Raw genomic sequence first — 26,448 nt, forward strand, 5'->3', positions numbered from 1 at the left:
GCTCCTTAAATTGACAGCTTGTTAATACGTTTACCGCCGTAAAGCAGGTTCACGATAGCACGTGTACCGACGATAGCTGTAAACATAGAGGTTGCGACACCAATCGCTGTCGTAATCGCAAAGCCTTTAATAGACCCAGTACCCACTGCATATAGAATAATCGCAGTGATAAGTGTCGTTAAGTTTGCGTCTGTAATACTTGAGAAGGCGCCTTTATACCCTTCATGAATCGCTTGCTGAACAGATCGACCGTTCTTGAGCTCTTCTTTAATCCGTTCGTTAATAAGAACGTTAGCATCGACTGCAACTGCAAGGGTTAATACAATACCCGCAATACCTGGCATGGTCAGCGTTGCCCCCGGTAATAAGGACATAACACCAACAATTAACACCAAGTTTGCTAACAGCGCACTACTCGCAATCAGACCAAATTTACGATAATAAATAATCATAAACAGGATAGAAGCTAACAGACCTGCGATACACGCTTTTAGCCCTTGCTCGATATTTTGCATACCCAGTGTTGGACCAATGGTACGTTCTTCAACAATTTGGATTGGCGCAATCAACGCACCAGCACGTAACAGTAATGAAAGCTGGCGAGCTTCAGTACCGTTAGTAATACCCGTAATACGGAATTTGCTACCAAAACGCGCAGAAATACGTGCCGCATTGATGACCTTTTCATCTTTCACCAAAATTGAACGGCCAGTTGCATCTTTTTTACCACTGTCTTTGTATTCAACAAACAGCGTTGCCATCAGCTTGTCTTGGTTATCACGTGTAAAGTCAGACATGATAGAACCACCAGCACTATCAAGACTGATACTCACTTGTGGTTGGCCATTTTCATCCGCTTCAGAGGTTGAATCCGTAATATGGTCACCCGTTAAGATCACACGCTTATATAAAACGTAAGGCATGCCTTCACGGTCATATTTAACTTCTGAATCACCTGGTACACGGCCACTTTCTGCTGCGGAAGAATCGACTGAAGTATTCACCAAACGGAATTCTAATGTCGCAGTCGCACCTAAAATTTCTTTTGCGCGAGCAGTATCTTGGATACCGGGTAATTCAACCACAATTCGGTCAGCACCTTGGCGTTGAACGAGTGGCTCCGCAACACCTAATTGGTTTACACGGTTGCGAATAATAGTAATGTTCTGAGAAACTGCATAGTTACGTGCTTCACGTAAACGCTCGTCGGTCATAACAGCAATCATGGTGTTATCGCTGCCATCACTAAAGACTAAGTCTGGGTATTTACGAGACAATGCTTTTTCAGCTTGGCTACGATCGTCCGCGTTACGGAAGCGAACTTCCACGCTGTAATCATTGCCTTTACGAATAGAAGAGTACGCAATGCCTTCTTGACGCAGGTCATTACGCAAACCATCCATGTTTTGTTCCTGCAATTTACCTAATGCAGTGTCCATATCAACTTCCATCAGGAAGTGAACCCCACCACGCAGATCAAGACCAAGCTTCATCGGTTCACCACCGATCGCTTCGAGCCACTTAGGCGTTGCAGGTGCAAGGTTTAATGCAACAACATACTGGTCACCCAGTGCATTCATGATCACTTCACGCGCACGTAACTGAACATCAGAGTTGTTGAATCGGGCTAAAATTGCCCCATTTTCTAGAGAGATAGATTTACTCTCAATTTTATCGTCTTTTAACGATTTTTGGACTTGGATCAGCGTTTGTTCATTGGCGGCGGTTCCCCGCACGCCAGTGATCTGAACAGCCGGATCCTCACCATATAGGTTTGGAAGTGCATAAAGCAAACCGATGAGGATCGCAAAGATCAACATCAGATACTTCCACAAAGGATAACGGTTTAGCACGGCAGTTCCCTTCGGGAGAATCAGAATTAAATTGCTTTCATTGTGCCTTTAGGTAAAACAGCAGCAACGAAATCACGTTTGATGGTTACTTCTGTGTTCTCACTCAACTCAAGAACCACATAACCGGTTTCAGACACTTTAGTTACACGCCCGATTAAACCGCCAGTTGTTAAAACTTCATCACCTTTAGTGATAGATTCCATCAATTTACGGTGTTCTTTCGCACGTTTTTGCTGTGGACGCAAAATCATGAAATAGAAGATCAGCGCGAAAACAACAAGCATGATAACCATGGTGTATGGACTACCTTGCGCTGGTGCACCTGCTGACGCCGCTGCTTCAGAAATAAAAAAACTCATTCAACTTTCCTCATTGTTTTATTGAAAGCAATTTTACATACAAAAAAGCTAAGTTTGATATGCTACACAGATTAGTGGCATTTCGCACTTAAATTCACTCGATATTTAATGAAGGTTCGGGTTTACCAATCTTTTGGTAAAAATCTTTAGCAAACTCTTCAAAATTCCCATTTTCTATGGCTTGGCGAATACCGGCCATCAAACGCTGGTAATAACGTAAATTATGGATGGTATTGAGCCTTGCACCAAGGATTTCATTACATCTATCAAGGTGATGCAGATAAGCACGGCTATAATGACGACAAGTATAACAGTCACAATCAGCATCCAGTGTTGATGTGTCTGATTTATACTTAGCATTACGAATTTTTACCACGCCATTTGTCACAAATAAATGCCCATTTCGTGCATTTCGTGTTGGCATCACACAATCGAACATATCGATACCACGGCGAACCCCTTCAACTAAATCTTCAGGTTTGCCAACTCCCATTAAATAACGAGGTTTGTCAGCTGGAATTTGCGGGCAGACATGTTCTAAAATTCGGTGCATATCTTCTTTCGGTTCGCCTACGGCTAAGCCGCCTACAGCGTACCCATCAAAGCCGATTTCCACCAGTCCCTTAACTGAAATATCACGTAAATCTTCGTAAACACTACCTTGAATAATACCGAACAAAGCATTTTTATTGTTTAGTTCGTCAAAGCGTTGGCGGCTACGTGCAGCCCAACGCAACGACATTTCCATTGATGTCTTTGCATAGTCCCAATCTGCTGGATACGGCGTGCACTCGTCAAAAATCATGACAATATCTGAGCCGAGGTCATACTGAATTTCCATCGATTTTTCAGGGCTTAGGAAAACTTTTTCACCGTTGATAGGGTTGCGAAAATGCACACCTTCTTCTTTAATTTTGCGCATCGCACCAAGACTAAAGACCTGAAAGCCACCTGAATCGGTTAAAATTGGCCCTTGCCATTGCATAAAGTCATGGAGGTCACCATGTAACTTCATGATTTCTTGACCCGGACGTAACCACAGGTGGAAAGTATTCCCTAATAAGATTTGAGCGCCAGTTTCTTTCACTTCTTCAGGGGTCATCCCCTTGACTGTACCGTAGGTTCCTACTGGCATAAATGCAGGGGTTTCCACCACGCCGCGCTCAAAGACTAAGCGACCACGGCGTGCATTGCCGTCAGTCGTTTGTAATTCATATTTCACATTTGCCTCCTAGCAGCAGAAAAACAGTCTGTTGCTATCGATAATATTAATTTGCTAAGCAAGCAGCCGATGCCACCGCTTATAAAACTGATTACTCTCCAATTTTCTCAAATCGAGCGTTTGTATTGGGGGTAATAAACATAGCATCACCATAACTAAAGAAACGGTATTTTTGTTTAACGGCTTCTTCGTATGCATTCATGGTGTTTTTATATCCAGCAAACGCAGAAACCAACATAATTAATGTAGATTCAGGTAAGTGGAAGTTGGTGATTAGTGCATCTATCACCTGATATTCATACCCAGGGTAAATAAAGATTTGGGTATCATCAAAAAATGGAGCAATTAAAGCGTCTTGGCTTGCTTTTGCGGCACTTTCTAGTGACCGAACCGACGTTGTTCCAACAGCGATAACGCGATTACCTCGAGCTTTACAGGCTAAAACGGCATCCACGACCTCTTGTGGCACTTCTGCATATTCAGAATGCATAATGTGATCTTCGATAGTATCAACACGTACTGGTTGAAAGGTACCGGCTCCCACATGTAATGTCACAAACGCCATTTCTACGCCTTTTTGGCGCAATGCTTCAAGTAACGGCTCATCAAAGTGTAAACCTGCCGTTGGTGCTGCGACAGCCCCTGGTTTTTCACTATACACGGTTTGATAAAGTTCTTTATCTGACTCTTCATCAGGGCGATCAATATAAGGCGGCAGAGGCATATGACCAATTTGGTTTAGAATGCTTAATACATCACGTTCATCATCAAAGCGCAGTTCAAACAATGCACCATGACGCGCGACCATGGTCGCCTTCACGCTTTCATCTTCACCTAACAGTAATTCAGCCCCTTCTTTTGGCGCTTTTGATGCCCTAACATGGGCTAATACGCGGTGTTCATCCAGCATACGCTCAATCAGAACTTCAATTTTACCACCGCTAACTTTGCGCCCAAATAACCGTGCAGGGATCACGCGAGTGTTATTGAACACTAGCAAGTCACCGTGCTCCAATTTTTCTAGAATATCGGTAAAAACACCATGCGTGAGCTGCCCTGAACCGCCATCGAGGCTTAATAAACGGCAAGCACTACGTTCAGCCTGCGGATAGTGGGCAATCAGTTCTTCAGGTAATTCAAAAGTAAAATCAGAAACACGCATTGTATTGACATCAATCTAAAAAAACAGGCGACTAGTCTAGTGCCGCGCTGACTTTGGCGCAAGAAATAAGCGTAAAATAGTACAGAAAAACACCATTATTTAACAAATATTTTGTTAGCAAAAAATTCTGTACGCTATTTGTCCATTCAAAGAATGAATTATTTCAATTTCAATAAACTTTCATGACAAATTTATTTCGACTTTTTTATTTTTTTCTCTCAGTACTGATACCCCATGAATTTCGAATTAGAGGAATGCTTTATTCCTCTGCCAAGTAATGTCCTGTGAGTTTCGAATTCAACATAATTACTGCTATAGTTTGAGCAATCAAAAAGCTAGCTAAGCTGCGCTGCATGTCCTATGGATTTCGAATCACAGGTAGGCAGCAAGTAAAGATATCCCGATGAGCATACATGAGTATGTGATTCGGGTGGCTTTACGAAGCTAACACCCCTGTGGTTTGAAAGACGACGGACATTTTAAAGTGAATTATTTAGCGCACCTCCACCTGGCCCACCTCGCTGACAGCTCCTTACTCGGCAACATCATGGCTGACTACGTCCGCGGAAACCCTACGGGCCTTTATTCATCAGAAGTTGTCTCTGGTATCTTTATGCATCGAGCCGTCGACCGCATTACGGATACCCACCCTTTAGTCAAAGAAGCTAAGTTGTTGTTTCGTGATGAATATCGCCGTGTTGCGCCCATAACCTTGGATTTAGTCTGGGATCATTTTTTGTCGCTGCACTGGTCGACTATTGAGCCATCAATATCGCTAGCGGGCTTTGTACGTGACTGCCGAACAATAATTGAGCCACAACTTTGTCATACTCCTGAAAAATTTCAGGAGTTAAATGAATTCCTTTGGCCTCAGCAGTGGCTGATACGCTATGCGGATAAAAATTATATTGGTAAATCACTGAATGGTATGGCGAGAAGGCGCCCCAAGCTTGGAGCGCTAAGTGGTTCATTTAACGACTTTTTATTACAGTATGATGCGTTAGAAAATATTTTCTTTCAATTTTATCCAGAAATGATGGCTAATGCGCTGCAACATTTTTTTGTACAAAATGTCACAATTAACACAAAGGAATAAATTAAAGCTTGCACTTTAATGGAATAAAACTATCTTATTGATATTAATTTAATAAACTAGTATGATTGATAGTCAAAACCTATCACAATAATCGGTTTAAATGTCTTTATTATCAAAAGATATTTTTCTATTCTTTTGGCAGTCTATGTCCACACTATTTATCAGTGATTAAATAGACAGGACAAAAAACTTTAATTCAAACTCATAGGAGTAAATTATGGTTCTGGTAACACGTCAAGCCCCTGACTTTACTGCTGCAGCTGTTTTAGGTAATGGTGAAATCGTTGATAACTTCAACCTGAAAACCCACCTGAACGGCCGTCCAGCTGTGATCTTTTTCTGGCCAATGGACTTTACTTTCGTTTGTCCTTCAGAGCTGATCGCATTCGACCACCGCTACGAAGAATTCAAAAAACGTGGCGTAGAAGTTGTTGGTGTTTCTTTTGACTCTGAGTTTGTTCATAACGCATGGCGTAAAACACCAGTAGATAACGGCGGTATTGGTGAAGTTAAATACCCAATGGTTGCTGATATCAAACGCGAAATCATCAAAGCTTACGGTATTGAACACCCAGATGCAGGCGTTGCACTGCGTGGTTCTTTCCTCGTTGACAAAAACGGCGTTGTCCGTCACCAAGTTGTTAATGACCTGCCATTAGGCCGTAACATTGACGAAATGCTGCGTATGGTTGACGCATTGCAATTCCACGAAGAGCACGGTGATGTTTGCCCAGCTCAGTGGGAAAAAGGCCAAGAAGGTATGAATGCTTCTCCAAAAGGCGTTGCTGACTACCTGACTAAAAACTCTGCAAAACTGTAATTCGTTACGCGAGTTTTAGAAAAGCGGGCATCAAGCCCGCTTTTTACTTTTTATGAACCTAGTCTATCTTTTCTCTTCCTACTAGCAATTATTCCACTCAGTTAACAATTCTTAACTCAAATACTCAATGTTTTGTATTATTGTGTGCTATACATTAAAAGCACAAATAATTAACAAATTATTCATATTGAATATTTGTGCGATAAAACACCTCACCTAACCTTAACTGGGAGATACGAATGATAAAAACATCATTACGCCCTGCGGTTCTACTTCTTTCCTTACTTGTTTCCAGTCAACTATATGCCGCCTCCGAACCTGCGGTTGAAGCGAAAAAAGGCATGGTCGTTTCTTCCCAACATTTAGCATCACAAATTGGGGCTGATATTCTAAAATCAGGCGGTAATGCCATTGATGCAGCTGTTGCGGTAGGGTATGCACAAGCCGTGGTTAACCCTTGCTGCGGTAATATTGGCGGTGGCGGCTTTATGACTATCCACCTAGCCGATGGGAAAGACTTATTCATTAACTTTCGAGAAACTGCCCCTGCTGCCGCTAGCGCAGATATGTATTTAGATAAAGACGGTAAATTGATTAAAGATGCCAGCCTCTATGGCTATCTTGCGTCAGGTGTACCCGGTACCGTTAAAGGCCTAGACTATGCTTTAGAAAAATACGGGACAATGAGCCGCCAACAGGTGATGGCTCCTGCCATAAAATTAGCCAGAGAAGGCTTTACTCTAACCCGTGCAGATACCGATGTTCTCGACACCACGACAGAACGTTTTAAACAAGACCCTGAAGTGGCTCGTATCTTCTTAAAGCCTGATGGTAGTGCCTTCCAACCGGGAGACTTACTAGTCCAAACAGATTTAGCCAATACCTTAGAAAAAATTGCCCAGAATGGCCCATCCGCTTTTTATGAAGGTGAAATCCCCAAAATTGTTGAAGAAGCATCGAAAAAAAATGGTGGTATCTTAACAGCAAAAGATTTTGCGGATTTTACAATTACAGATACAGCGCCTGTCAGTTGTACCTATAGAGGGTATCAATTTATCTCTGCTCCACCACCTAGTTCAGGCGGGGTAACTATCTGCCAAACGCTTAATATCTTAGAAGGGTATGACCTCAAGGAAATGGGCTTTAACTCTGCGGACTATATTCATACTCTTACAGAAGCAATGCGCCATGCCTACATGGATAGAAACACCTTCCTTGGTGACCCTGAATTTGTCGATAATCCAACCGAAAAATTACTCAGTAAAGCTTATGCAGAAGAGTTACGCAAAGAAATCAAACCCAACCAAGCAACGCCATCAACCCAAGTTCAACCGGGAATAGGGCCACACGAAAAACCAGAGACAACACATTACTCTGTAGTAGATGAAAAAGGAAATGCGGTTTCAACGACTTATACGATTAATGGCCGATTCGGTTCTGTTGTTATCCCTCCGGGGACAGGGTTCTTCTTAAACGATGAAATGGATGATTTCACCACGAAAGTCGGCGAGAAGAATTTATATGGCTTAGTACAAGGGGAACGCAACGCTATTGCACCGGGTAAACGCCCATTATCATCCATGAGCCCGACTATCGTGACGAAAAATGGCAAGGTATTTTTAGTTCTCGGTTCACCGGGAGGCTCACGGATTATTTCAATTACGCTGCAAACCGCTTTAAATATCATCGACCATGGTATGCCGCCACAAGAAGCCGTTAATGCACCGCGTATTCACCACCAGTGGCTCCCTGATGAGGTTTATTATGAGCAAAGAGGCGTTTCTAAAGACACCTTAGCGCTCCTCGATAAAATGGGTTACCAGATGGTTGAACAAACACCATGGGGTGCCGCCGAGCTGATTATGGTCGCGATCCCTGAAGGCGCTGGTGTTAGTGCCAAATCTTCAGGTAATGATTCCGCTGTTTCGGGGAAAGTTCGTGAAGGCTTCATTTATGGCTCTAACGATGTACGCCGTCCAGCAGGTAGTGCAGTTGGGGTTGATTAATCGCTGTCGAAGGATCCAACCCCTTCACTGATGGGGTTGGATTAAATATGAATGGCCCTCAACTCATTAATCAGGCTTGGTTTCTTTTCTAAAAGATACAACAATTTGAGGGCCATTCCTGATGGAAACCGACGTTGTTGTTCCCAGCTACGGACCAAATCAACACTAGAACCTATCGCTTCTGCAAACTCTTGTTGTTTCATACCAGAGTGTTTACGAATAGCTTTAACATCTGGTAGTTCGAAGCGATGAATATTTTCACTAGCAGGAACTAATTCACCTTTCTCGATAGCAACCATCTCTTCTAAGCTACTCACTAAATCGTCAAAAAGCTTTTTTCCCATACCATTATCCTTATTACATAACTCATTCAATTCTATATTTTAAATAATTCGAGCGGCAGTTAGGTGATAAAGGAAGATAGACGGAAAGCATAGATAAACTATGTGACTCGGCTATCTGAGCGTAATCAACACCGCTGCAACTTGAAAGATTACGAGTATATTTAACCATTAAGCAAGCTTTTGAATGATTGCTCGTAAAATCGCTTTTTCTTGTTCATTCAAATATTCCTTTGCGTTCTTAGTATAAATCGTAAGCAAATACAACCTACCGCTCATGGTTCTGTTATAATAGATAACCCTAACACCACCACGTTTTCCTTTATTTAAGGCTCTCCAACGTATTTTTCTACATCCTCCAGAGCGGCTTATTACGTCACCATACTCATAGTTTTCTAATAAGAAGGCCTGAAATAATTGAAATTCATTATCTTCCATAATTAGTTTACGTTGCTGACTAAAAATTCTAGTTTCAACAAACTCTAAATAATTCATTTGCACCTCCTTGCGCATTTCCTATCCAATCTACTAGTACTCCGTACTAACTTCAACAAAAAAATATCATTAGCCCCATTCAAAACGAGTTATGTAACCGCTCTGGTTACACAAAAAAAAGGCCACTAACATTAGCGGCCCTTCGATTCAATAATTGAAATTACTATACTTGTTTATGCTGTGCAGCAGGTGACACAAACTTATCGCATAAAATTGCCACGACCATCACAACAACAGTTGGTAATACCCAGACTAAATCTTGCTTATACAGTGGCATTGCTGTCATCCATTCAGGAATATAACCTTTCAGATGATCTGACGCTTTTACGGCGCCAATTAGACCGACCACAAAGCTGACTAACATTGTCGGCGCAATCACTATTGTTGGGTTTTTCCACCACTTCAAAGTAAAGCTTAATAAAATTAAGACAATACAAGGTGGATAAATTGAAACTAGCACGGGTAATGAGAAGGCGATTAACTTACTCAAACCTAAGTTTGAGATCACCATGGAGAACACACCTAGGATCAACACCAGTTTACGGTAAGAAATCGGTACATACCGGCTGAAGAACTCTGCACAAGCACAAGTTAAGCCGACGGCAGTTACCATACAAGCAACAAATATTAATACCGCGAGGAAGAAGCTACCGTAATTACCAAAAGTATATTGGACATAGGTATGTAAAATGTCAGCGCCATCAGCAGGGTTTGGAATTAACGAACCACTATTCTCACCAAGCTTAAACAATGACAAATAGACCAGCGTCAATAATACCCCTGCAATTAACCCTGCCCACATAGTATAACGAGTTAATAATGACGAGTTTTCGATACCCCTTGAACGCGCCGCATTAACAATAACGATACCAAATACCATCGCACCGAGGGTATCCATTGTCAGATAACCATTGATAAAGCCGTTCGAGAAAGCCATCTCACGATATTCTATTGTTGACGGAATCGGGTCACCCGCAGGCCACATGACAGCCGCAATACCCAAAATAGCCAAAGCTAGCATTTTTACAGGCGCTAAAATGTGCCCAACGCTATCGAGCAGTTTTCCTGGATACAATGAAATACCAATAACTAGAACGAAGTAAACCACGCTGTAGATCAGTAATAGCATATCGGACTCACCACCGAATAATGGTGCGATACCGACTTTATAAGATACAGTTGCCGTTCTTGGCGTTGCGAATAGAGGCCCTACCGACAAATAAGCAACAACCGCCAATAGTAGCCCTGCAGTTTTGCCAACAGGCGTACTGAGTGCTTCAATACCCCCACCCACTTTAGCCAGCGCAATAACCGTCAAAACAGGTAAACCCACACCAGTAACCAAAAACCCTAGTGCCGCAGTCCAAACTTGTTCCCCTGCCTGCAAACCAACCATAGGGGGAAAGATAATGTTTCCTGCCCCGACGAATAACGCAAAAGTCATAAAGCCTAATGCGATGATATCTCTTGATGATAAACGATGAGCCATATTATGTTATTTTTAAGTGACAAAATAGAAAATTATGGGTTTACACTTAGCAACCCTTTGAAATATATATAGCGAGATAGAATTCTGATAAACATACTGTTAACAATATAAAAAAGTATATTTGCCTGTATCACACGAAATGAAAAGTCAAAAAACAGAAAAATTCGCCAATAACTGACAACAAGTAGAACTTTTATAGGGCAAAAAGGCAATAGCAAACCTAAAAACAAGAATAAATAACTAAACTAATTTTCAGAACTAGTGATTACTTTCAGCAAAATCCCAATACTCGTTATATGCTTTGTTCGAAAAATGAACAACTCATCTTTTTCTAGTGATTAGAATTGATTATTTAACAGAATATATAATTAATGTGACAGCAATTATAAGCATTAAATATATGAATATTGAATTGAATATGCATATGGATTGGTGAATAGAAATAATCCACTTTATTAATATTTTGATTATATTAATAAAGTGGAATTATTTACCCATTTTTAAGTTTTTTATCATCAACAATTAGTACTGTTGGTAACGTAAATGAAAACTCACTCCCTTTACCTAACTGGCTCGTCACCACCAACTGACTACTATGATGTTGTAATGCATGTTTAACAATAGCTAACCCAAGGCCAGTACCTCCACCGCCTTGGCGGGAACGTGCTTTATCTACTCGATAAAAACGTTCGGTTAAACGAGGGATATGCTCTGCGGGTATCCCTTGCCCGTTATCTCTCACACTAAAACGCGCCCCTTGCCCGCTTCTCTGCCAATCAACCCAAATTTTGGTGCCTTCAGGCGTATGGCTGATCGCGTTATAGACTAAGTTCGCCACTGCACTACGTAATTGCTCTTCATTACCATGAACACGCAATTTTTCATCAACATGAAATTCAAATTGATGACGCCCTTGGCTTAAACTAAGCGCTTCTTGCTCAATCATTTTGAGAATGACAGGGATATTCACTTGCTCATCAAGGTTAATTTGAGGGGCAATTTCGATGCGTGATAGCTGCAAAAGCTGCTTAACTAAGTTATCCATGCGGTGCGTTTGCTCTTGCATAACATGCAGTGCTTTTTTATTGACCGCAGTCACGTTTTCTTGGTCATCCATAACCTCTAGGTAACCTTGAATGACAGTGAGGGGAGTCCGTAATTCATGGCTCACATTCGCAAAAAAGTCCCTACGCGCCTTTTCCAAACGACGTTTTTCTGTCACATCTCGCGCAACCATCAATAACTGCCCTTCGGTATATGGCAAGATACGAAACTCAACGATTTCACCACTATTGAGCTCGATAGTCAGCGCTTGGTCATAACGTTTGATGGTGAAGTAACGGCTAAAATCAGGATAACGTAATAAATTAAAAATATGTTGACCATTATCTTCAGGCCAACGAAAGCCGAGTAAAGCCTGCGCATGGCGATTACACCAGAAGATATTCCCTTCGGTTGTCATCATTACCACTGCATCAGGTAGTGATTCTGCACCACTACGAAACCGTTTAATTAACTGGCCTAATTCACGGCGGCGTTTTCGATTACGTTGCTGCATCTGGTAGATACCATAAAAAATGGGTTCCCACCCACCTCGCCCTTCAGGGGGCAACATACTTTTATCTAGCCATAACCAGTAAGAAAGCTTGAGCAGGTTATACCCATGCCATATCAGTGCAGCAAGTAGCGATATCACTAATAGCCACGCTAGGTGGCCAATAAAAACCGATAAAATAAGGGCGGGTAAGATAAATAAAAACAGCCCCCAAATCAGCTGCTTAATCGATAAACGTTCAAGCACGCATGCCTCTCCCTTTGTGGGTTTTAATAACGGATAGAAAAACGATAACCTGTACCACGTACAGTTTGTACCATTTTATCATGACCTTCCGTCTCTAGTGCCTTTCTTAACCGCCGAATATGCACGTCAACGGTTCTATCCTCAACATACACATTGGCTCCCCAGACATAATTTAGTAGCTGTTCTCTACTATATACGCGTTCAGGGTGAGTCATGAAAAAATGTAGTAATTTATATTCAGTTGGCCCCATATCAATAGGGATGTCATTGCTGGTCACACGATGAGAGGTAGGGTCTAATGTTAACCCATTCATTTCAATAATATCTTCCGTCGCCATTGGTGAAATACGACGTAAAATTGCCTTTACCCGAGCAATTAATTCCTTAGGTGAAAATGGCTTGATAAGATAGTCATCCGCGCCAACTTCCAAACCTTTTACGCGGTCTTCTTCTTCTCCTCGTGCAGTTAACATCATGACAGGAACGTCACGTGTTGCGCTATCACGCTTCATATGCTTAATTACTTGAATACCGGAGCCCCCTGGGATCATCCAATCCAGTAGGACGAGGTCGGGTAGCGGGTCAACGAGTTGTGCAATCGCACTGTCATAATCATCAGCTTCAATAGGCTGAAAACCATTCTGTTCTAATACAAAACAAACCATTTCTCGGATGGGCGCTTCATCTTCAACAACTAGAATGCGTCTTGCCATGATTGTTCCTGTAAAATTAAGAAGACATTTAAAATGTGAAAGCATTATGCGTCACTTTTATGACAGAATTATGAATATCAATGGGTAAAACGCATATTAATCTTTATTTTAACGGTTAAATGTCATTTAAGTGAAATATTTCCGCAACATGGTAATAAAGTCACAAACACCCCTCACCCATTATATGGATCAGGTATACTCTCATTATCGAACGTTCATGCTCATTATTGATGATAGGAATTGATAACTCATGCGCATTATTCATACCTCAGACTGGCACCTTGGTCAGTATTTTTTTACCAAAAGCCGTGCGCCTGAGCACCAACATTTCTTAAATTGGCTAGTTGAGCAAGTAGAACTACACCATGTTGATGCCGTCATCGTTGCAGGTGATATATTTGATACAGGTTCACCACCGAGCTATGCACGTGAGCTGTACAACAAATTTATTGTCGACTTACAAAAAACAGGTTGCCAACTGGTTATTTTAAGCGGTAATCACGACTCTGTTTCTGTACTCGATGAGTCAAGCGCTCTACTTCGTTACTTGAATACACAAGTCATTACATCTGGAAGTGAGCCGCATGTTATTACATTAGTGAATAAACAAGCGCAACCTATCGGCTTAGTTTGTGCCATTCCTTTTTTACGTCCTCGGGATATTCAACTGAGTATCGCAGGGCAAGATATTGAAGAGAAACAACGCTCACTACAAAGCGCTATTCATGAACATTACCAAGCCAGCTACCAACTCGCACTAGAACAACGAGCCGCTTTAGGGTTGGATATTCCAATTATTGCAACTGGCCATTTAACCGTTGTCGGCGCAGCCTTAACTGACTCTGTGAGAGACATTTATATTGGTACGTTAGATGCGTTTCCTTCTGGGGCCTTTCCCCCTGCTGACTATATTGCCCTTGGCCATATTCACCGCCCCCAAGTGATTGGAGGACAAGAAAATATTCGCTACTGCGGTTCACCTATTGCATTAAGTTTTGACGAAACAGCGCAACAAAAAAGTGTCTGCCTTATTGAATTCACTGGAAGTAAATTAACTCAAATTACCCCCTTGGAAATCCCCATTATTCAGCCATTACAAAGTATTAAAGGTTCCTTAAGCCAAATAGAACAGCAATTAGAGATATGGAAAGATTACCAAGGTGATAAACCAGTTTGGCTTGACATTGAAGTCGCTTCACAAGATTACCTCGCCGATATCCAACAACGTATTGAAGCATTGACACAAGAGCTCCCTGTCGACGTCGTGATACTACGCCGTGCACGCAAGCAAATACAGGGACAAAACCAAACCTTGACCAATGAAACATTAAGTGAACTCACCGTAGAAGACGTTTTTTTACGTCGCCTTGCCCAAGAGTCATTAGAAGATCCTGAGCGTGAACAGCGCCTAGTGCAGCTATTTCAACAATCTTATGATGCATTACAAATGAGCAAGGAAAGTTAATATGAAGATTTTAAGTTTACGTTTAAAAAATATTAACTCCCTTAGAGGTGAATGGAAAATTGATTTCACTGAAGAGCCATTTGCTAGCAATGGGCTATTTGCCATTACAGGTGCCACAGGTGCAGGAAAAACCACTTTATTGGATGCAATTTGCCTCGCGCTTTATCACCGAACACCGCGTTTAAAAACCATTTCTAACGCACAAAATGAACTGATGACTCGCCACACTGGGGAATGCCTTGCGGAGGTGGAGTTTGAGGTCAAAGGCAAAGCTTATCGTGCCTTTTGGAGCCAAAGACGAGCAGGAGGAAAACCTGACGGCAATTTACAACAGCCTAAGGCGGAACTTGCAACGGTTACTGATGGTAAAATATTGACCGTAAAAATCACAGAGATAAAGGAATTAGTAGCACAAATAACTGGGCTTGATTATGAGCGTTTTACTAAATCAATTTTACTCTCTCAAGGTGATTTTGCTGCGTTTTTAAATGCTTCAGAGAAAGAACGCGCTGATTTACTTGAAGAAATTACAGGCACTGAAATTTATAGCCAAATTTCAATTTATGTTTTTAATCAACACAAGCAAGCCAAAATTGACTTAGATTTGCTAAAAGCGAAAGCACAAAGCATTAATTTACTCACTGAAGCAGAGCATCAAGAGTTATTGGCACAACAAAGCCATTTACTTGAACAAGAGACTCAAACCAAGCAACAGCGGGCTCGCCACCAACAAGGGGTTAATTGGTGGCAACAATATCACCAACTCACCCAGCGCATGCAATCACTTGATGATGAGCTTAAAAAAAACGAGCTTGAGTTCCAAGCTGCTCAGCCTCAGTTGAAACGGTTGGCGGACAGCGCTCCGGCAGAATCCCTTCGTCCGTTGTGGCAGGAAGTTGAACGCCAGCAACTACAACTCACTGAATACACGAATAAACAACAACGTTTGCAACTTAGCTTGCAAACTCAGCAAGCTGAACGTGCCCCACTGCAAGAGAAGTTGTTGAAATCACAATCCGAGTATCAACAACACCTTGATTTTGCTAAACAACAACATCAATTGATTGATGAAACTGTCAGGCCTCTGGATAACCAAATTGCACAATTGAAACAGCAACAGTCTGAAATTACGCAGCAAATTGAACAACAACACACAACTCTTCAGCAAAAACAACACTTAGTTAATGAGACACAGAGTCAGATCCAAAATGCTCACATTGAGTTAAAGAAACACAACCTATTCCTAGAAGCGCACCCAAAAGACGCTGAACTGAGTTCCCAAATAGGTAGTTGGCAACAACAAGGTCATTTTATTTTCGAATTAGCCGACAAACTGGCAAGTTTACACAATAAACAACAAATACTTTCAAATGGCGTCGCACAGTTACAACGGCAACAACAGCTGCAAACTGAAAAATTAGCCCAAAAACGTCTCGAGTTAGAGCGCAGCACCGTCGCATTCAAAAAACAAGAAGAAACCTACAAACAAAATCAAGAAAAACATGATGTTAACACCATCAATCAACACATTGAACAGCTACAAGCTCGATTACAGCATGCCAAGTTATTACCCCTAATATTATCTCAATGCCTTAATACTCAAACACAAAAACAGAAAGAAATTCAAAAAGATGTTGAATTAGCACAAAGTATCACTGCAACGCAAAAAGAGTTGAGCATTGCCCTGACACGTATTAATGAGTTAGCCCCACGCGTCAAACTAACCAATGATAAATTACAATTAGAACAAAAAATTGTCAGCCTAGAGCATGAGCGCCAGCAACTCATAGCAGGTAACCCCTGCCCATTATGTGGTGCAACAGAGCACCCTGCAGTTAACGATTATCAATCAATCCATCTCAGTGAAACGCAGCAACAACTCATTGAATTAACAGATAAACTCGACCAATTAAAACAGCAACAAGCTCAGTTAGAATCACAACTTCACACACAAAAACAACGTCAGAACGAAAACTTACAGCAACAACAGCAAACCAATGAACAATTCGATGCTTTTAACCAACAGTGGCAAAAGACATGTGAGCAAGCACTCACTCCTGAGTTAGCCCAAAATGAGCAAGCCGTCACCCTCTTAGTTAATCAATTAACGGATCAATTAGCTACGCAACAGAGAATAGTGGCGGATATGGCGGCTCTAGAACGTGAATATCAGCAAGCCAAACATCATTTACATGAACAACAAGCTAGCTTTACACAGCTGCAATCAGAACTGTTATTAGTCGAAGAGCGTTTAAAAAACCAAACGCAACAACTTGATGAGCTCCAAAAAGAACATAATCAGCTCAAACAGCGTAAACAGATACAAATAGAGCAATGGCAATCCACCCTAGATCCATTTAACTTAAGCGCGCCAGATAAAGATAAGTTTGATGAATGGTTTCGCGAAGTTACTCAGCGAAGTGAGCGCTTTAATAACCAAAAAATGGCGGCGCAAACACTTAGCCAACAAATTGAAGTCAATAATGCCACATTAAAAGTTGAGTCAGCACAACTCCGTATTCTCACTCAACAAACTGAACAAGAAGAAAATCGACTTAAACAAATTGAGTTAGGTTTAGAGCAAAAAATAGCGCAACGGAAAACACTGCTTTCTGGTTTAGCTATCAGCCAATTCATTCAGCAATTGAATGATAAACAAACCATGCTTTTCCAAACTCAGGAACAATTAAGTAAACAACTCAATGAGATTGATAAAGCTATCGCCTCAATGAATGGAAGCTATCAAGAGCTCATTGACGCCAGTGAAAAAACAAAACTGGCACAAAAACAAGCTAATATTCTGTTCACTCAATCACTTACAGATAGCCCATTTAGCCATCAACAAGCCTTTCTTGATGCGTTAATAAGCCACGAAGAAAAGCAACAATTAGAAGAGCTAAAACAGCGCATAAACCAAGCTCGTATTCAGTGTGAAACACGTTATAAAGAGGGGCTACAGGCGATTGAAGCACTGAATCAACAGCGTATTGCTGATTTTTCGGCGCTTACTGAAGCGCAATTACAAACAGTAGTCACTCAACTCGATGAAGAAATTAAGCAAATAAACCAAAAGCAAGGCCAGATAATTAACCAACTCAGTGCAGATAAGCAACTGCGCCATCAGCAACAAGATTTACTGCAAGAAATAGAGAAAAGCCAATTAAGTTATGACGATTGGAGCTATCTCAGTTTACTTATCGGCTCCGCTGAAGGGGATAAATTCCGACGTTATGCACAAGGTCTAACTTTGGATTGTTTAGTTTCTTTAGCCAATCAACAACTTGAAAAACTTCATGGCCGTTATTTATTACAGCGTAGCCACCAAGCAAACCTTGAGTTACAAGTTATTGATGGCTGGCAAGCAGATAGCATTAGAGACATTAAAACGCTTTCTGGCGGGGAAAGCTTTTTAGTTAGCTTAGCATTGGCCCTAGCGCTATCCGATATGGTGAGTCACCGTACACAATTGGAATCGCTCTTTTTAGACGAAGGTTTTGGTACTTTAGATGCAGAAACGTTAGATATTGCCCTAGATGCATTAGAAAGTTTGAATGCATCCGGCAAAACTATTGGCGTAATTAGCCATGTGGAAGCAATGAAAGAACGCATCCCCGTACAAATTGCAGTGAAAAAAGGCAATGGACTTGGTTTTAGCGAACTTCCCGCACAATACCGCATCAGTTAACGCAATTTTGTGATTATTCAGGGTGGGAAAGCCCCACCCTGATGATTAAATCGCCTCTAATGCTAGTTCCAATGCATATTTAAGATCATTCACATTTTCAATACCAATTGATAAGCGCACTAAATTATCACTAATACCAATATGTTCCCGGACCTTTTGAGCAACACCTGAATGGGTTGTGGACGCCGGATGGCTGGCGAGCGACTCAGTCCCTCCTAGGCTAACTGCTAATTTAAAGATAGCTAAGTTGTCTAGAAAACGAAATGCATCCGCTTCATTACTCCCCACATTGATAGAGAAGGTTGAGCCTGCACCAGTGCATTGTTTTTGATAAACTTGATGCTCCACACTCCCTTCCGGAAAAAAAGCAGGAAAATGCACTTTGCTGACTTTAGGGTGCTGATGGAGATATTCAGCCAATATTTTTGCACTCTCATTTGCCCTTTCCATACGTAACTGTAATGTTTCTAATGACCGCCCTAACATCCAGCTAGAATGGGGGTCAAGCTGTGTACCGATGGCATTACGTTGCGCCTTCACTTTCTTGACTAACTCCTGACTTCCAACCACAGCACCCGCAACTAGGTCTGAATGCCCTCCCACATATTTAGTTAGTGAGTACACACTTAAGTCTGCGCCTAATGACAACGGCTTTTGAAATACAGGCCCTAGCAACGTATTATCGCAAATGACTAATGGAATTTGTCCATTTTGGTTCGTCGATATCTGCTTTGCCACTTGGCTAATTAATTCAATATCAACAAGTGTATTCAATGGATTAGACGGCGTTTCAATATAGATAGCCGCGACTTTTTTACCTTTTTCGATACGTTTAGCAACGTCTAAAATAGATTCTTGCTCATAACCATTTTGAAAAGGAACCGAAGTTATTCCAAAACGGGCTAACGTGTTTAAAAATAAGGTTTCAGTTCCACCATAAAGTGGCTGAGAATGGAGTAACACATCACCCGGTTGCAATACTGCCATTAAGCACGTTGTAATTGCCGACATACCAGAAGAAAATAGCGCTGCGCTTTCTGCCCCCTCATACAGGGCGAGTCTGTCTTCGACAATCTCACTATTTGGGTGGTTAAAACGTGAATACACCAATCCTTGTTTATGGTTTTCGCTCGTTTGTGTGCGCCCACTAACTAAGTTAAAAAAATCTTTCCCTTCCTGAGCGGTTTTAAATACAAATGTGGATGTCAGAAAAACAGGTGGCTTAATTGACCCTTCTGAAAGCTTAGGTTCATAGCCATAACTCATCATTAAGGTTTCTGGAGATAATTCTTTACCTTGTAAGTCCTTTTTATAACTCTGTTCTGACATTTTTAGCTCCAATACGGTTTATCATCATATCTCTAACGACTCGACTGCTCAGATAATATTATTATTACTTATTATTTGCTCATATTCCTTAGGATAAAAGCGACGTGTGACCGTTAAATGGGAGCGCAAGCGCCCTTTAATGACATTTTTTCCGAGGTTGGTAAATAATGGGTTCAATGGATCGCTATCAGGCCCTAACGCTTGTTGCGCTAAATAATCGGGTAAATTTAATAATGGGACTTCTTCTGCAAAAATATTTGGCGTAATAAAATAAGCAATGGAATAACGAGAATGACTATTTTTACGCCTAACAACTTGATGAACATTCGCACGTAAATAGCCATTAGTGGCTAATTCAAATACTTCTCCAATATTTACCACAAATGCATTTTCCAAAGGTTCAACATCTATCCAGCCTGCATCTGTTTCAACTTGTAGGCCTCCACTATTGTCCTGCCATAATAAGGTTAAAATCCCTGCATCTTTATGTGCGCCAACGCCTTGCTCTCCTTCATTATTATTTTCTCTTGCCGGGTAATGAATAAGTTTTAATAAATGTTGTGCCGGCTCGGCAATAATTTTATCAAAACTATTTTCAGGTAATTCTAGTGCAACTAAAAACGCTTTAATTAATTTTACTGTAATGGTTCGCATTTCACTTTGCCACGCAAGTGCCTGAGATTTAAGTTCAGGTAAAGATTGCGGCCATTGGTTTGGCCCGTGTAAATTAAACCAGATAGGGTCATCTTGATTAAGTTGCAATGCAGGTAATTCTTCACCAATATCAATCTGTTCACGGTAATCTGGCTGGCTACGAGTGCTCTCTTCCGTGGATGCTGTATACCCACGAAAATGCTTTGAGTGCTCCATCGAAATGCTTTCTTTTTCGCTTTGAGGTAAGGCAAAAAATTGTTTAGTTGTGGCTAATAGTTGCTCACGTGTACCAACAGGAATATTGTGCCCAACGAGATAAAAAAAACCAATTTCTCTAGCAATAAACCGTAATTTTTTGTAGAAATTCTCTCGTGTTTCAGGGTTTTCGAGTTCTTGTAAATCAATAATGGGTAATTGTGTTATAGACATATTAATCGACCTTCTAAAATATTTATTTAAATAATGAATAAAATTCAAGATATATTTATCACTCGATTAAATACCACATCTGATATTACTAAAAATAATTTTAAACTATATCGATATAACTTTTTGTAACAGTTCACATCTTATATAACTGAAAATAAGAAATACGAAAAAAATATTATTTATAAAGCGTTATTTTTATTTGGTTAGATACCGAGAACAAAACCAATTAGAGATCATCAAATGAAAAAACTACCTGCAGTGTTATTGTCCTTGTCGTTATCAGCCTTAGTGGCTTGCTCCCAAGAAGAAGACACCAATGAAATTACAGCACCACAAAAAGCAACTTCACAAAAAATTATTATTGGCAGCCACGGTAGTGATGCGGATATATGGAAATTTATTGCCCAATCACCGGAAGCTAAACAAGCCAACCTCGATATTGATATCAAAATTATTGACGATGGAATAACACTCAACGTCGCTACTATTGACGGAGATGTTGATGTGAATGCGTTTCAATCTTGGGGTTTTTTAAAAGATTTTAATAAAAATCATAATAACCAATTAACGGCGATCTCAACCACCTACTTTGAGCCAATGGGCATATATTCGGTAAAACATAAAAAATTAGCTGATTTACCTAAGCAATCTATCGTTGCCATTCCCAATGATGCCGCCAACCATATACGTGCACTTAAATTACTTGAAAAGTCGGGGTTAATTGCATTAAAACCTAATTTTAACCAAGCCACAGGGTCTACTAATGATATTGTCTCGAACCCTAAGGACTTAGTTTTTAGGCAAATAAAATATGCTCATGGCCCAAGAGCATTGCCTGATGTTGATATTGCAGTCATAGGTAATACCGCTGCACAAGAAGGCGGGTTAAACGTTTTAACTGACTCGTTATTTAGGGAAGAGAATGATGAGACTATTATTAATAATATCAATTTATTAGTTGTTAAAACAGATAACAAGGATAACCCTAAATTTGCCAAATTAGCAGAACTGTACCACACTGAAGCGGTAAGAAAGTACATCATTGATAATTTTGGTGGAACTAAAATCGAAATAACCAAAAATGTTAGTGAACTCAATTAAGTAAAACTAGTTATCATTCTTGCCTAGCAGGATTACGCCTCTTGCTAGGCTCTTTAATGACCCATCTATTCTCTCTTTTTCTATGCTCAATTATTTTATATGTATATTATTCATTTGTGCCTATTAATGTCATCTCCCATCATAAAACCTCACCAGAAATATATTTAGTATATTGATTTTAAACAAATTAAAAGCAAAACTTAACTTAGTGCAAAAATTTGAACCTTATCGTTAAATTTTTTTTCTATGATTTTTCATTCGCCAAGTTATAGTAATAACCATTGAAACACACTACGGCTTCTAAGATTTATTCAATAAAATGCCGTGCGCTAATGAAAAGCTAGGAGACTAAAATGTCTAACGCATTTATCGAAATGATTAAAAATCGTCGTACTATTTATAACCTCGGCGATGCTTTACCAGTATCAGAAGAACACGTCACGAAACTAATTAAAGAAGCAGTTAAACATTCACCATCATCATTTAACTCGCAAACGTCTCGTGTGGTAATTTTATTTGGTGCTGAACACAAAAAATTGTGGAATATGACTAAAGAAGCACTGCGTAAAATTGTTCCTGAGCAAGCCTTCGCTTCAACAGAACAAAAAATTGATAGCTTTGCTGCAGGGGCTGGTTCTATTCTGTTTTTTGAAGACGAAAACATCGTAAAAGGTTTACAAGAACAATTCCCTTTATATGCGGATAATTTCCCAATTTGGTCTGAACAAGCCAGTGGTATCGCACAATTTGCAGTCTGGACAGCATTATCACAAGAAAATATCGGTGCATCTTTGCAACATTACAATCCACTGATTGATAATGACGTTCAAACAACATGGAATGTACCAGCTAACTGGATATTACGCGCTCAAATGGTATTTGGTTCGATTAATGCACCCGCTGGTGATAAAGACTTTATGGACGACGATGTTCGTTTCAAAGTTTTCAAATAAACTAGAATACTAAGAATTTAAATAATCCTCTCGTAATATATTTACGAGAGGATTTTATTTATTTGATATAATCAAGGTGAATAATTCAATGTCATCACCAATGATGATCATAGTTTTAACTTATAACTTATTCTAAATTAATCCGCACCCTCAATAAAACATATTTATTCAAAATAGTTTATCGAAATAAAAAGAAATATTTACAATTATACTATTATTATTACACTCGTGTTACCGTCTGACTATTAATTGAACATGCGAAATTTGACAACTACATAAGTTGATATTTATCAATTCATTAGCCAATCACCCTACTAAACTCTAAGTATATTTTCATTTTTAGTTTTGCATTATAGATATTTGAACTACACTAAAAGTGAGAGCACAAAAACACGTTCCATCGTGTAAGTGTTATTAAGGGGGGGTGGACTATGAAAGGTTTATCTTTACTAACATCTGTTGTTGCTATAATCATTTCAAGTTGTTCTTTCACCTATGCAAGTAATAATTCATCAGGAGGTACAATTACATTTACAGGTTATATCTATGAGCCACAATGTTCAGTTAAGGTTGAACATAAAGAGCGAGTGAATATTACGTGTTACCGAAAAGGTAAAGATGTTTCAATAACTGGTTCTTTAAAAAATGGCCAAAAGGTAGAATCTGAATATGTGAAAGTTGAGTATGATAAACACACTAAGTTACCTATGTTAAATGTCTTTTATGAGTAGCTCCATAATGGTTACCTTAATCATAACTGCTCGGAATATTTAATGTAAAAATTGTCTTAATATTCCGAGCACTATTTTCCCCTCTAAAAAGTACCTCTTAAACACATTATTTAGCCACTAAAAAGCCCACCCGTAGGTAGGCTTGAATGATATCAATGTGTTCAGATTACTTCTCGGTTAAATCTATTTGATAAATAGCGAAACCAATATCATCAGTACCGACTTGTTTCATCGGATACTGCGCATTCTCTTTGATGAATTTTGCTGCTTTTTCACTTGGTGCAGTTTCAAAGCGAATATCCAGTTTTTTGTCTGTTTTAATTGGAGTGAATGACCAATTATTAGCCGCTTTAGTCGCAATTTGTCCTTTATTTTTAGACTCTTTAGCAATATAAGCCGCTAAAATAGAACGGTTTTCATCCGGTGATGCAAATGCAACATTATTATCACCTGTTCCAGCAAATTTACCGCCGTAGCCACGGTAGTTATTCGTTGCCACTAAGAAAGTTGCTTTTGGATCAATCGGTTTACCTTGGTAGGTTACGTTTTTGATTCGGTTAGCATCTTTGTTGACTGTTTGGCAATCAACATCGTATTTCGCTGGCTGAGTCAGGTCGATTTGGTAATTTACACCACTAATTGTATCGAAATTATAAGTTCTGAAACCATTCCAATTCAATAAGCTTTGTGGTGCTGTTGATTGTGGGTTGATTTGATTGAACATCCCGGCTGAACATTCTAACCACTCGACGACATCCGCACCTGTGGCTTTAACTACAACTAATGTATTTGGATATAAATATAAGTCAGCAGCATTACGGAAAGTTAAATCACCTTTTTCGACTTCAATAAATTCAGTCGGTGAATTTTTACGTCCACCCGCTTTAAATGGCGCTGCGGCTGCAAGAACTGGTAAATCTGCGAGGTCAGGGTCACCTTGAATAAAGTTTTTGGTGTAATCAATTTGAGCATCATTCACGATTTGTACAGTTGGGTCGCTTTGAACCAATGCTAAGTAGCTGTACATATTTTCGGATGCTTTACCGATATGTTTTCCGACAAACTTACGAGTATCTTGGTGTTCTTGTTCAATAATTTTTGCGAGGTCGCCATCGCGCTCAACCAAGGCTTTCTTATTTGGTTTGTCATAGACAGGACGTGCATGAGCGGTTGCATCAACCACTTTCCAAGCACCATCATCATTATTGACCACTAAATCAACCACACCTAAATGATCCCCCCACTGGCCTGGCATAACCGCAGGTACACCATTAACTGTTCCTTTTGCAATATCAACACCTTTGATATCGCTGAAATCTTTGCTAGGGAACACGCCATGTGAGTGGCCAAACATGATAGCGTCGATACCTGGGACTTCACTGAGGTAATAAACTGAGTTTTCAGCCATTGCTTTATATGGCTCTTGAGAAAAACCAGAGTGAGGAATAGCAACAACTAAATCCGCACCTTCTTTTTTCATTTGTGGTACAAATTTTTTCGCAGTTTCAGTAATGTCATTAACTAAAACTTTGCCTTCTAAATTTGGTTTATCCCAAATAAGAATTTGTGGGGGAACAAAACCAATGTAACCAATCTTGATAGTGTGCGTTTTACCGTCTCTATCTTTAACCGGTGTATCTACAATAATGTATGGGTTAAAGTAGTTTTTACCCGTTTTCGCATCAATAATATTAGCGTTAATGTATGGGAATTTTGCGCCATCAATAGCTTTATGTAAGAATTCTAATCCAAAGTTAAACTCATGGTTACCGAAGTTACCTACGGTGTACCCCATAGTATTTAAAAGTTTATGTGCAGGGTGAGATTCACCGTCTTTTAAACCTTCACCTACTATATAGTCTGCTAATGGGCTACCTTGGATTAAATCTCCGTTGTCCACTAATACTGAGTTTGTCGCTTCTTGTTTAGCGGCTTTAATTAATGTCGCGGTACGAACGTAACCAAATTGCTCTGTCGGCTTGTCTCTATAATAGTCAAAATCAATGAGGTTGCTGTGAACATCCGATGTTTCCATTACGCGTAAATCAACTGTTGCTGCGTTCGCATTAAATGCGACTAACATAGCAAGTGTTGAAAGTTTTAATACTTTATTCATGTAATCCCCTTAGTTGCCATTATTGAGAGAAAATTGCCTCTCAAATCTGAGTACCTACCCTGTAAAATTGAACAAATAAACAACAAAGTTAGCGTTAAAATTTTACACTATGTGCATGACGTCAATTTTTAATGATAATACACTGCAAACAGTAACCATTTTTTGTGACTAAATCACGATTTTCATCTTTTTATTGGGCTTGATTTTTATATAGCTCACAAAAATGAATTAATGATGACAAATTCACCTTAATTAACTCAACTTATTCCATTGAGGAGTTGTGAATATTTTTCGTAGGAAAAAAAGAACTGTGATTTATATCACTGAGTATTAAAGAAACTTATTTAACTTAAATTTCTGTGCTTTATTTAGCCAAGAAAGCACCTTTATTTTTACTTATCCTTTTTATTCTATAAATATATCCATCAAATTATTTTCAATTAATCTAAATTTAATTTAAGAAATAAAAGATGATTATTTAATCATTAGTTTTATACATATTTTTCATTTGATTAGAAATTAAGTATTTTTCCTAAAGAACTTTCATTTGATTAGAAACCAAGTATTTTTTCTAAATAATTCGAGTTGAGGCAAGGCGACAAAAGAGGGTATCTCGGGGAGCATACAT

At 39.8% G+C, this 26,448-nt stretch carries 20 protein-coding genes; 8 read left to right on the plus strand and 12 right to left on the minus strand.

The features are described from left to right. Positions 1-5 precede the first annotated feature (5 nt). The 4 genes from secD to queA form a co-directional block, all read right to left on the minus strand. Positions 6-1,853 (minus strand): protein translocase subunit SecD, encoded by a 1,848-nt coding sequence (gene secD, locus PSF31_RS03485; protein WP_071585895.1) that lies wholly within the window; start codon positions 1,851-1,853, stop codon positions 6-8. A gap of 26 nt (positions 1,854-1,879) precedes the next feature. After that, positions 1,880-2,212: a preprotein translocase subunit YajC gene (gene yajC, locus PSF31_RS03490; protein ID WP_004905542.1), complete on the minus strand. Its 333-nt coding sequence runs from the start codon at positions 2,210-2,212 to the stop codon at positions 1,880-1,882. Positions 2,213-2,306: 94 nt separating this feature from the next. Next, complete coding sequence (gene tgt / locus PSF31_RS03495; RefSeq protein ID WP_004905543.1) at positions 2,307-3,434, minus strand: tRNA guanosine(34) transglycosylase Tgt; 1,128 nt, start codon at positions 3,432-3,434, stop codon at positions 2,307-2,309. A gap of 91 nt (positions 3,435-3,525) precedes the next feature. Next, positions 3,526-4,596, minus strand: coding sequence for a tRNA preQ1(34) S-adenosylmethionine ribosyltransferase-isomerase QueA (gene queA / locus PSF31_RS03500; protein ID WP_004905546.1), 1,071 nt, complete (start codon positions 4,594-4,596; stop codon positions 3,526-3,528). A gap of 484 nt (positions 4,597-5,080) precedes the next feature. Here queA and PSF31_RS03505 point away from each other — a divergent pair, with 484 nt between their 5' ends. The 3 genes from PSF31_RS03505 to ggt all read left to right on the plus strand — a co-directional run bounded on the left by PSF31_RS03505 (position 5,081) and on the right by ggt (position 8,518). Further along, the gene (locus PSF31_RS03505; protein ID WP_096864519.1) at positions 5,081-5,692 is read left to right on the plus strand and encodes an acyl carrier protein phosphodiesterase; all 612 of its coding nucleotides are present in this window, start codon (positions 5,081-5,083) and stop codon (positions 5,690-5,692) included. A gap of 217 nt (positions 5,693-5,909) precedes the next feature. Next, positions 5,910-6,512, plus strand: coding sequence for a peroxiredoxin C (locus PSF31_RS03510; RefSeq protein WP_004905550.1), 603 nt, complete (start codon positions 5,910-5,912; stop codon positions 6,510-6,512). Positions 6,513-6,751: 239 nt separating this feature from the next. Then, positions 6,752-8,518, plus strand: coding sequence for a gamma-glutamyltransferase (ggt, locus tag PSF31_RS03515; protein WP_004905560.1), 1,767 nt, complete (start codon positions 6,752-6,754; stop codon positions 8,516-8,518). A gap of 41 nt (positions 8,519-8,559) precedes the next feature. Here the strand turns inward: ggt and nadS are convergent, their stop codons facing one another. From nadS to phoB, 5 genes are all read right to left on the minus strand, one after another. After that, entirely contained in the window at positions 8,560-8,862 is a 303-nt protein-coding gene (nadS, locus tag PSF31_RS03520; protein WP_096864520.1) for a NadS family protein, read from the minus strand. A 168-nt stretch (positions 8,863-9,030) separates the two neighbouring features. Continuing rightward, positions 9,031-9,354, minus strand: a complete 324-nt coding sequence (locus PSF31_RS03525; protein WP_164561218.1) for a type II toxin-antitoxin system RelE/ParE family toxin — start codon at positions 9,352-9,354, stop codon at positions 9,031-9,033. A 163-nt stretch (positions 9,355-9,517) separates the two neighbouring features. Beyond that, positions 9,518-10,843 (minus strand): branched-chain amino acid transport system II carrier protein, encoded by a 1,326-nt coding sequence (brnQ, locus tag PSF31_RS03530; protein WP_004914636.1) that lies wholly within the window; start codon positions 10,841-10,843, stop codon positions 9,518-9,520. A 490-nt stretch (positions 10,844-11,333) separates the two neighbouring features. Then, on the minus strand, positions 11,334-12,644 hold the full coding sequence (gene phoR, locus PSF31_RS03535; protein ID WP_004905567.1) for a phosphate regulon sensor histidine kinase PhoR: 1,311 nt from the start codon (positions 12,642-12,644) through the stop codon (positions 11,334-11,336). A 23-nt stretch (positions 12,645-12,667) separates the two neighbouring features. Continuing rightward, a complete protein-coding gene (gene phoB / locus PSF31_RS03540) occupies positions 12,668-13,357 on the minus strand; it encodes a phosphate regulon transcriptional regulator PhoB (RefSeq protein WP_036958559.1) in 690 nt (229 codons plus the stop codon). A gap of 250 nt (positions 13,358-13,607) precedes the next feature. Between phoB and sbcD the strand changes: the two genes are divergently transcribed. Both sbcD and PSF31_RS03550 read left to right on the plus strand, forming a co-directional pair. Then, positions 13,608-14,822, plus strand: coding sequence for an exonuclease subunit SbcD (gene sbcD / locus PSF31_RS03545; RefSeq protein ID WP_096864522.1), 1,215 nt, complete (start codon positions 13,608-13,610; stop codon positions 14,820-14,822). 1 nt (position 14,823) lies between these two features. Then, the gene (locus PSF31_RS03550) at positions 14,824-18,507 is read left to right on the plus strand and encodes an AAA family ATPase (protein ID WP_096864523.1); all 3,684 of its coding nucleotides are present in this window, start codon (positions 14,824-14,826) and stop codon (positions 18,505-18,507) included. 45 nt (positions 18,508-18,552) lie between these two features. Here the strand turns inward: PSF31_RS03550 and PSF31_RS03555 are convergent, their stop codons facing one another. Further along, positions 18,553-19,836 (minus strand): cystathionine gamma-synthase family protein, encoded by a 1,284-nt coding sequence (locus tag PSF31_RS03555; protein WP_096864524.1) that lies wholly within the window; start codon positions 19,834-19,836, stop codon positions 18,553-18,555. Positions 19,837-19,884: 48 nt separating this feature from the next. After that, positions 19,885-20,919 carry an isopenicillin N synthase family dioxygenase gene (locus PSF31_RS03560; protein ID WP_164561219.1) on the minus strand — a complete coding sequence of 345 codons (1,035 nt, stop codon included), beginning with the start codon at positions 20,917-20,919 and terminating at the stop codon, positions 19,885-19,887. A gap of 240 nt (positions 20,920-21,159) precedes the next feature. Here PSF31_RS03560 and PSF31_RS03565 point away from each other — a divergent pair, with 240 nt between their 5' ends. From PSF31_RS03565 to PSF31_RS03575, 3 genes are all read left to right on the plus strand, one after another. Continuing rightward, positions 21,160-22,020 (plus strand): MetQ/NlpA family ABC transporter substrate-binding protein, encoded by an 861-nt coding sequence (locus tag PSF31_RS03565; RefSeq protein ID WP_096864525.1) that lies wholly within the window; start codon positions 21,160-21,162, stop codon positions 22,018-22,020. Between the two features lie 353 nt (positions 22,021-22,373). Beyond that, on the plus strand, positions 22,374-22,973 hold the full coding sequence (locus tag PSF31_RS03570; protein WP_004905586.1) for a nitroreductase family protein: 600 nt from the start codon (positions 22,374-22,376) through the stop codon (positions 22,971-22,973). 431 nt (positions 22,974-23,404) lie between these two features. Then, entirely contained in the window at positions 23,405-23,704 is a 300-nt protein-coding gene (locus tag PSF31_RS03575) for a type 1 fimbrial protein (RefSeq protein WP_094961944.1), read from the plus strand. 166 nt (positions 23,705-23,870) lie between these two features. On the opposite strand, the gene PSF31_RS03580 is transcribed toward PSF31_RS03575, so the two are convergent. Next, positions 23,871-25,820, minus strand: a complete 1,950-nt coding sequence (locus PSF31_RS03580; protein WP_094961943.1) for a bifunctional 2',3'-cyclic-nucleotide 2'-phosphodiesterase/3'-nucleotidase — start codon at positions 25,818-25,820, stop codon at positions 23,871-23,873. Between the last annotated feature and the right edge of the window lie 628 nt (positions 25,821-26,448).

Origin of the sequence: Providencia sp. PROV156 (genome assembly GCF_028480905.1) — a bacterium.
Lineage (GTDB): Bacteria > Pseudomonadota > Gammaproteobacteria > Enterobacterales > Enterobacteriaceae > Providencia > Providencia hangzhouensis.

Bases quoted from the DNA above. Each gene is read 5' to 3' on its own strand.
- PSF31_RS03580 (WP_094961943.1), bottom strand. From the start codon at position 25,820: ATGAATAAAGTATTAAAACTTTCAACACTTGCTATGTTAGTCGCATTT.
- PSF31_RS03525 (WP_164561218.1), bottom strand. From the start codon at position 9,354: ATGAATTATTTAGAGTTTGTTGAAACTAGAATTTTTAGTCAGCAACGT.
- brnQ (WP_004914636.1), bottom strand. From the start codon at position 10,843: ATGGCTCATCGTTTATCATCAAGAGATATCATCGCATTAGGCTTTATG.
- PSF31_RS03565 (WP_096864525.1), top strand. From the start codon at position 21,160: ATGAAAAAACTACCTGCAGTGTTATTGTCCTTGTCGTTATCAGCCTTA.
- PSF31_RS03560 (WP_164561219.1), bottom strand. From the start codon at position 20,919: ATGTCTATAACACAATTACCCATTATTGATTTACAAGAACTCGAAAAC.
- PSF31_RS03570 (WP_004905586.1), top strand. From the start codon at position 22,374: ATGTCTAACGCATTTATCGAAATGATTAAAAATCGTCGTACTATTTAT.
- queA (WP_004905546.1), bottom strand. From the start codon at position 4,596: ATGCGTGTTTCTGATTTTACTTTTGAATTACCTGAAGAACTGATTGCC.
- phoB (WP_036958559.1), bottom strand. From the start codon at position 13,357: ATGGCAAGACGCATTCTAGTTGTTGAAGATGAAGCGCCCATCCGAGAA.
- PSF31_RS03550 (WP_096864523.1), top strand. From the start codon at position 14,824: ATGAAGATTTTAAGTTTACGTTTAAAAAATATTAACTCCCTTAGAGGT.
- nadS (WP_096864520.1), bottom strand. From the start codon at position 8,862: ATGGGAAAAAAGCTTTTTGACGATTTAGTGAGTAGCTTAGAAGAGATG.
- PSF31_RS03510 (WP_004905550.1), top strand. From the start codon at position 5,910: ATGGTTCTGGTAACACGTCAAGCCCCTGACTTTACTGCTGCAGCTGTT.
- sbcD (WP_096864522.1), top strand. From the start codon at position 13,608: ATGCGCATTATTCATACCTCAGACTGGCACCTTGGTCAGTATTTTTTT.
- ggt (WP_004905560.1), top strand. From the start codon at position 6,752: ATGATAAAAACATCATTACGCCCTGCGGTTCTACTTCTTTCCTTACTT.
- PSF31_RS03575 (WP_094961944.1), top strand. From the start codon at position 23,405: ATGAAAGGTTTATCTTTACTAACATCTGTTGTTGCTATAATCATTTCA.
- PSF31_RS03555 (WP_096864524.1), bottom strand. From the start codon at position 19,836: ATGTCAGAACAGAGTTATAAAAAGGACTTACAAGGTAAAGAATTATCT.
- yajC (WP_004905542.1), bottom strand. From the start codon at position 2,212: ATGAGTTTTTTTATTTCTGAAGCAGCGGCGTCAGCAGGTGCACCAGCG.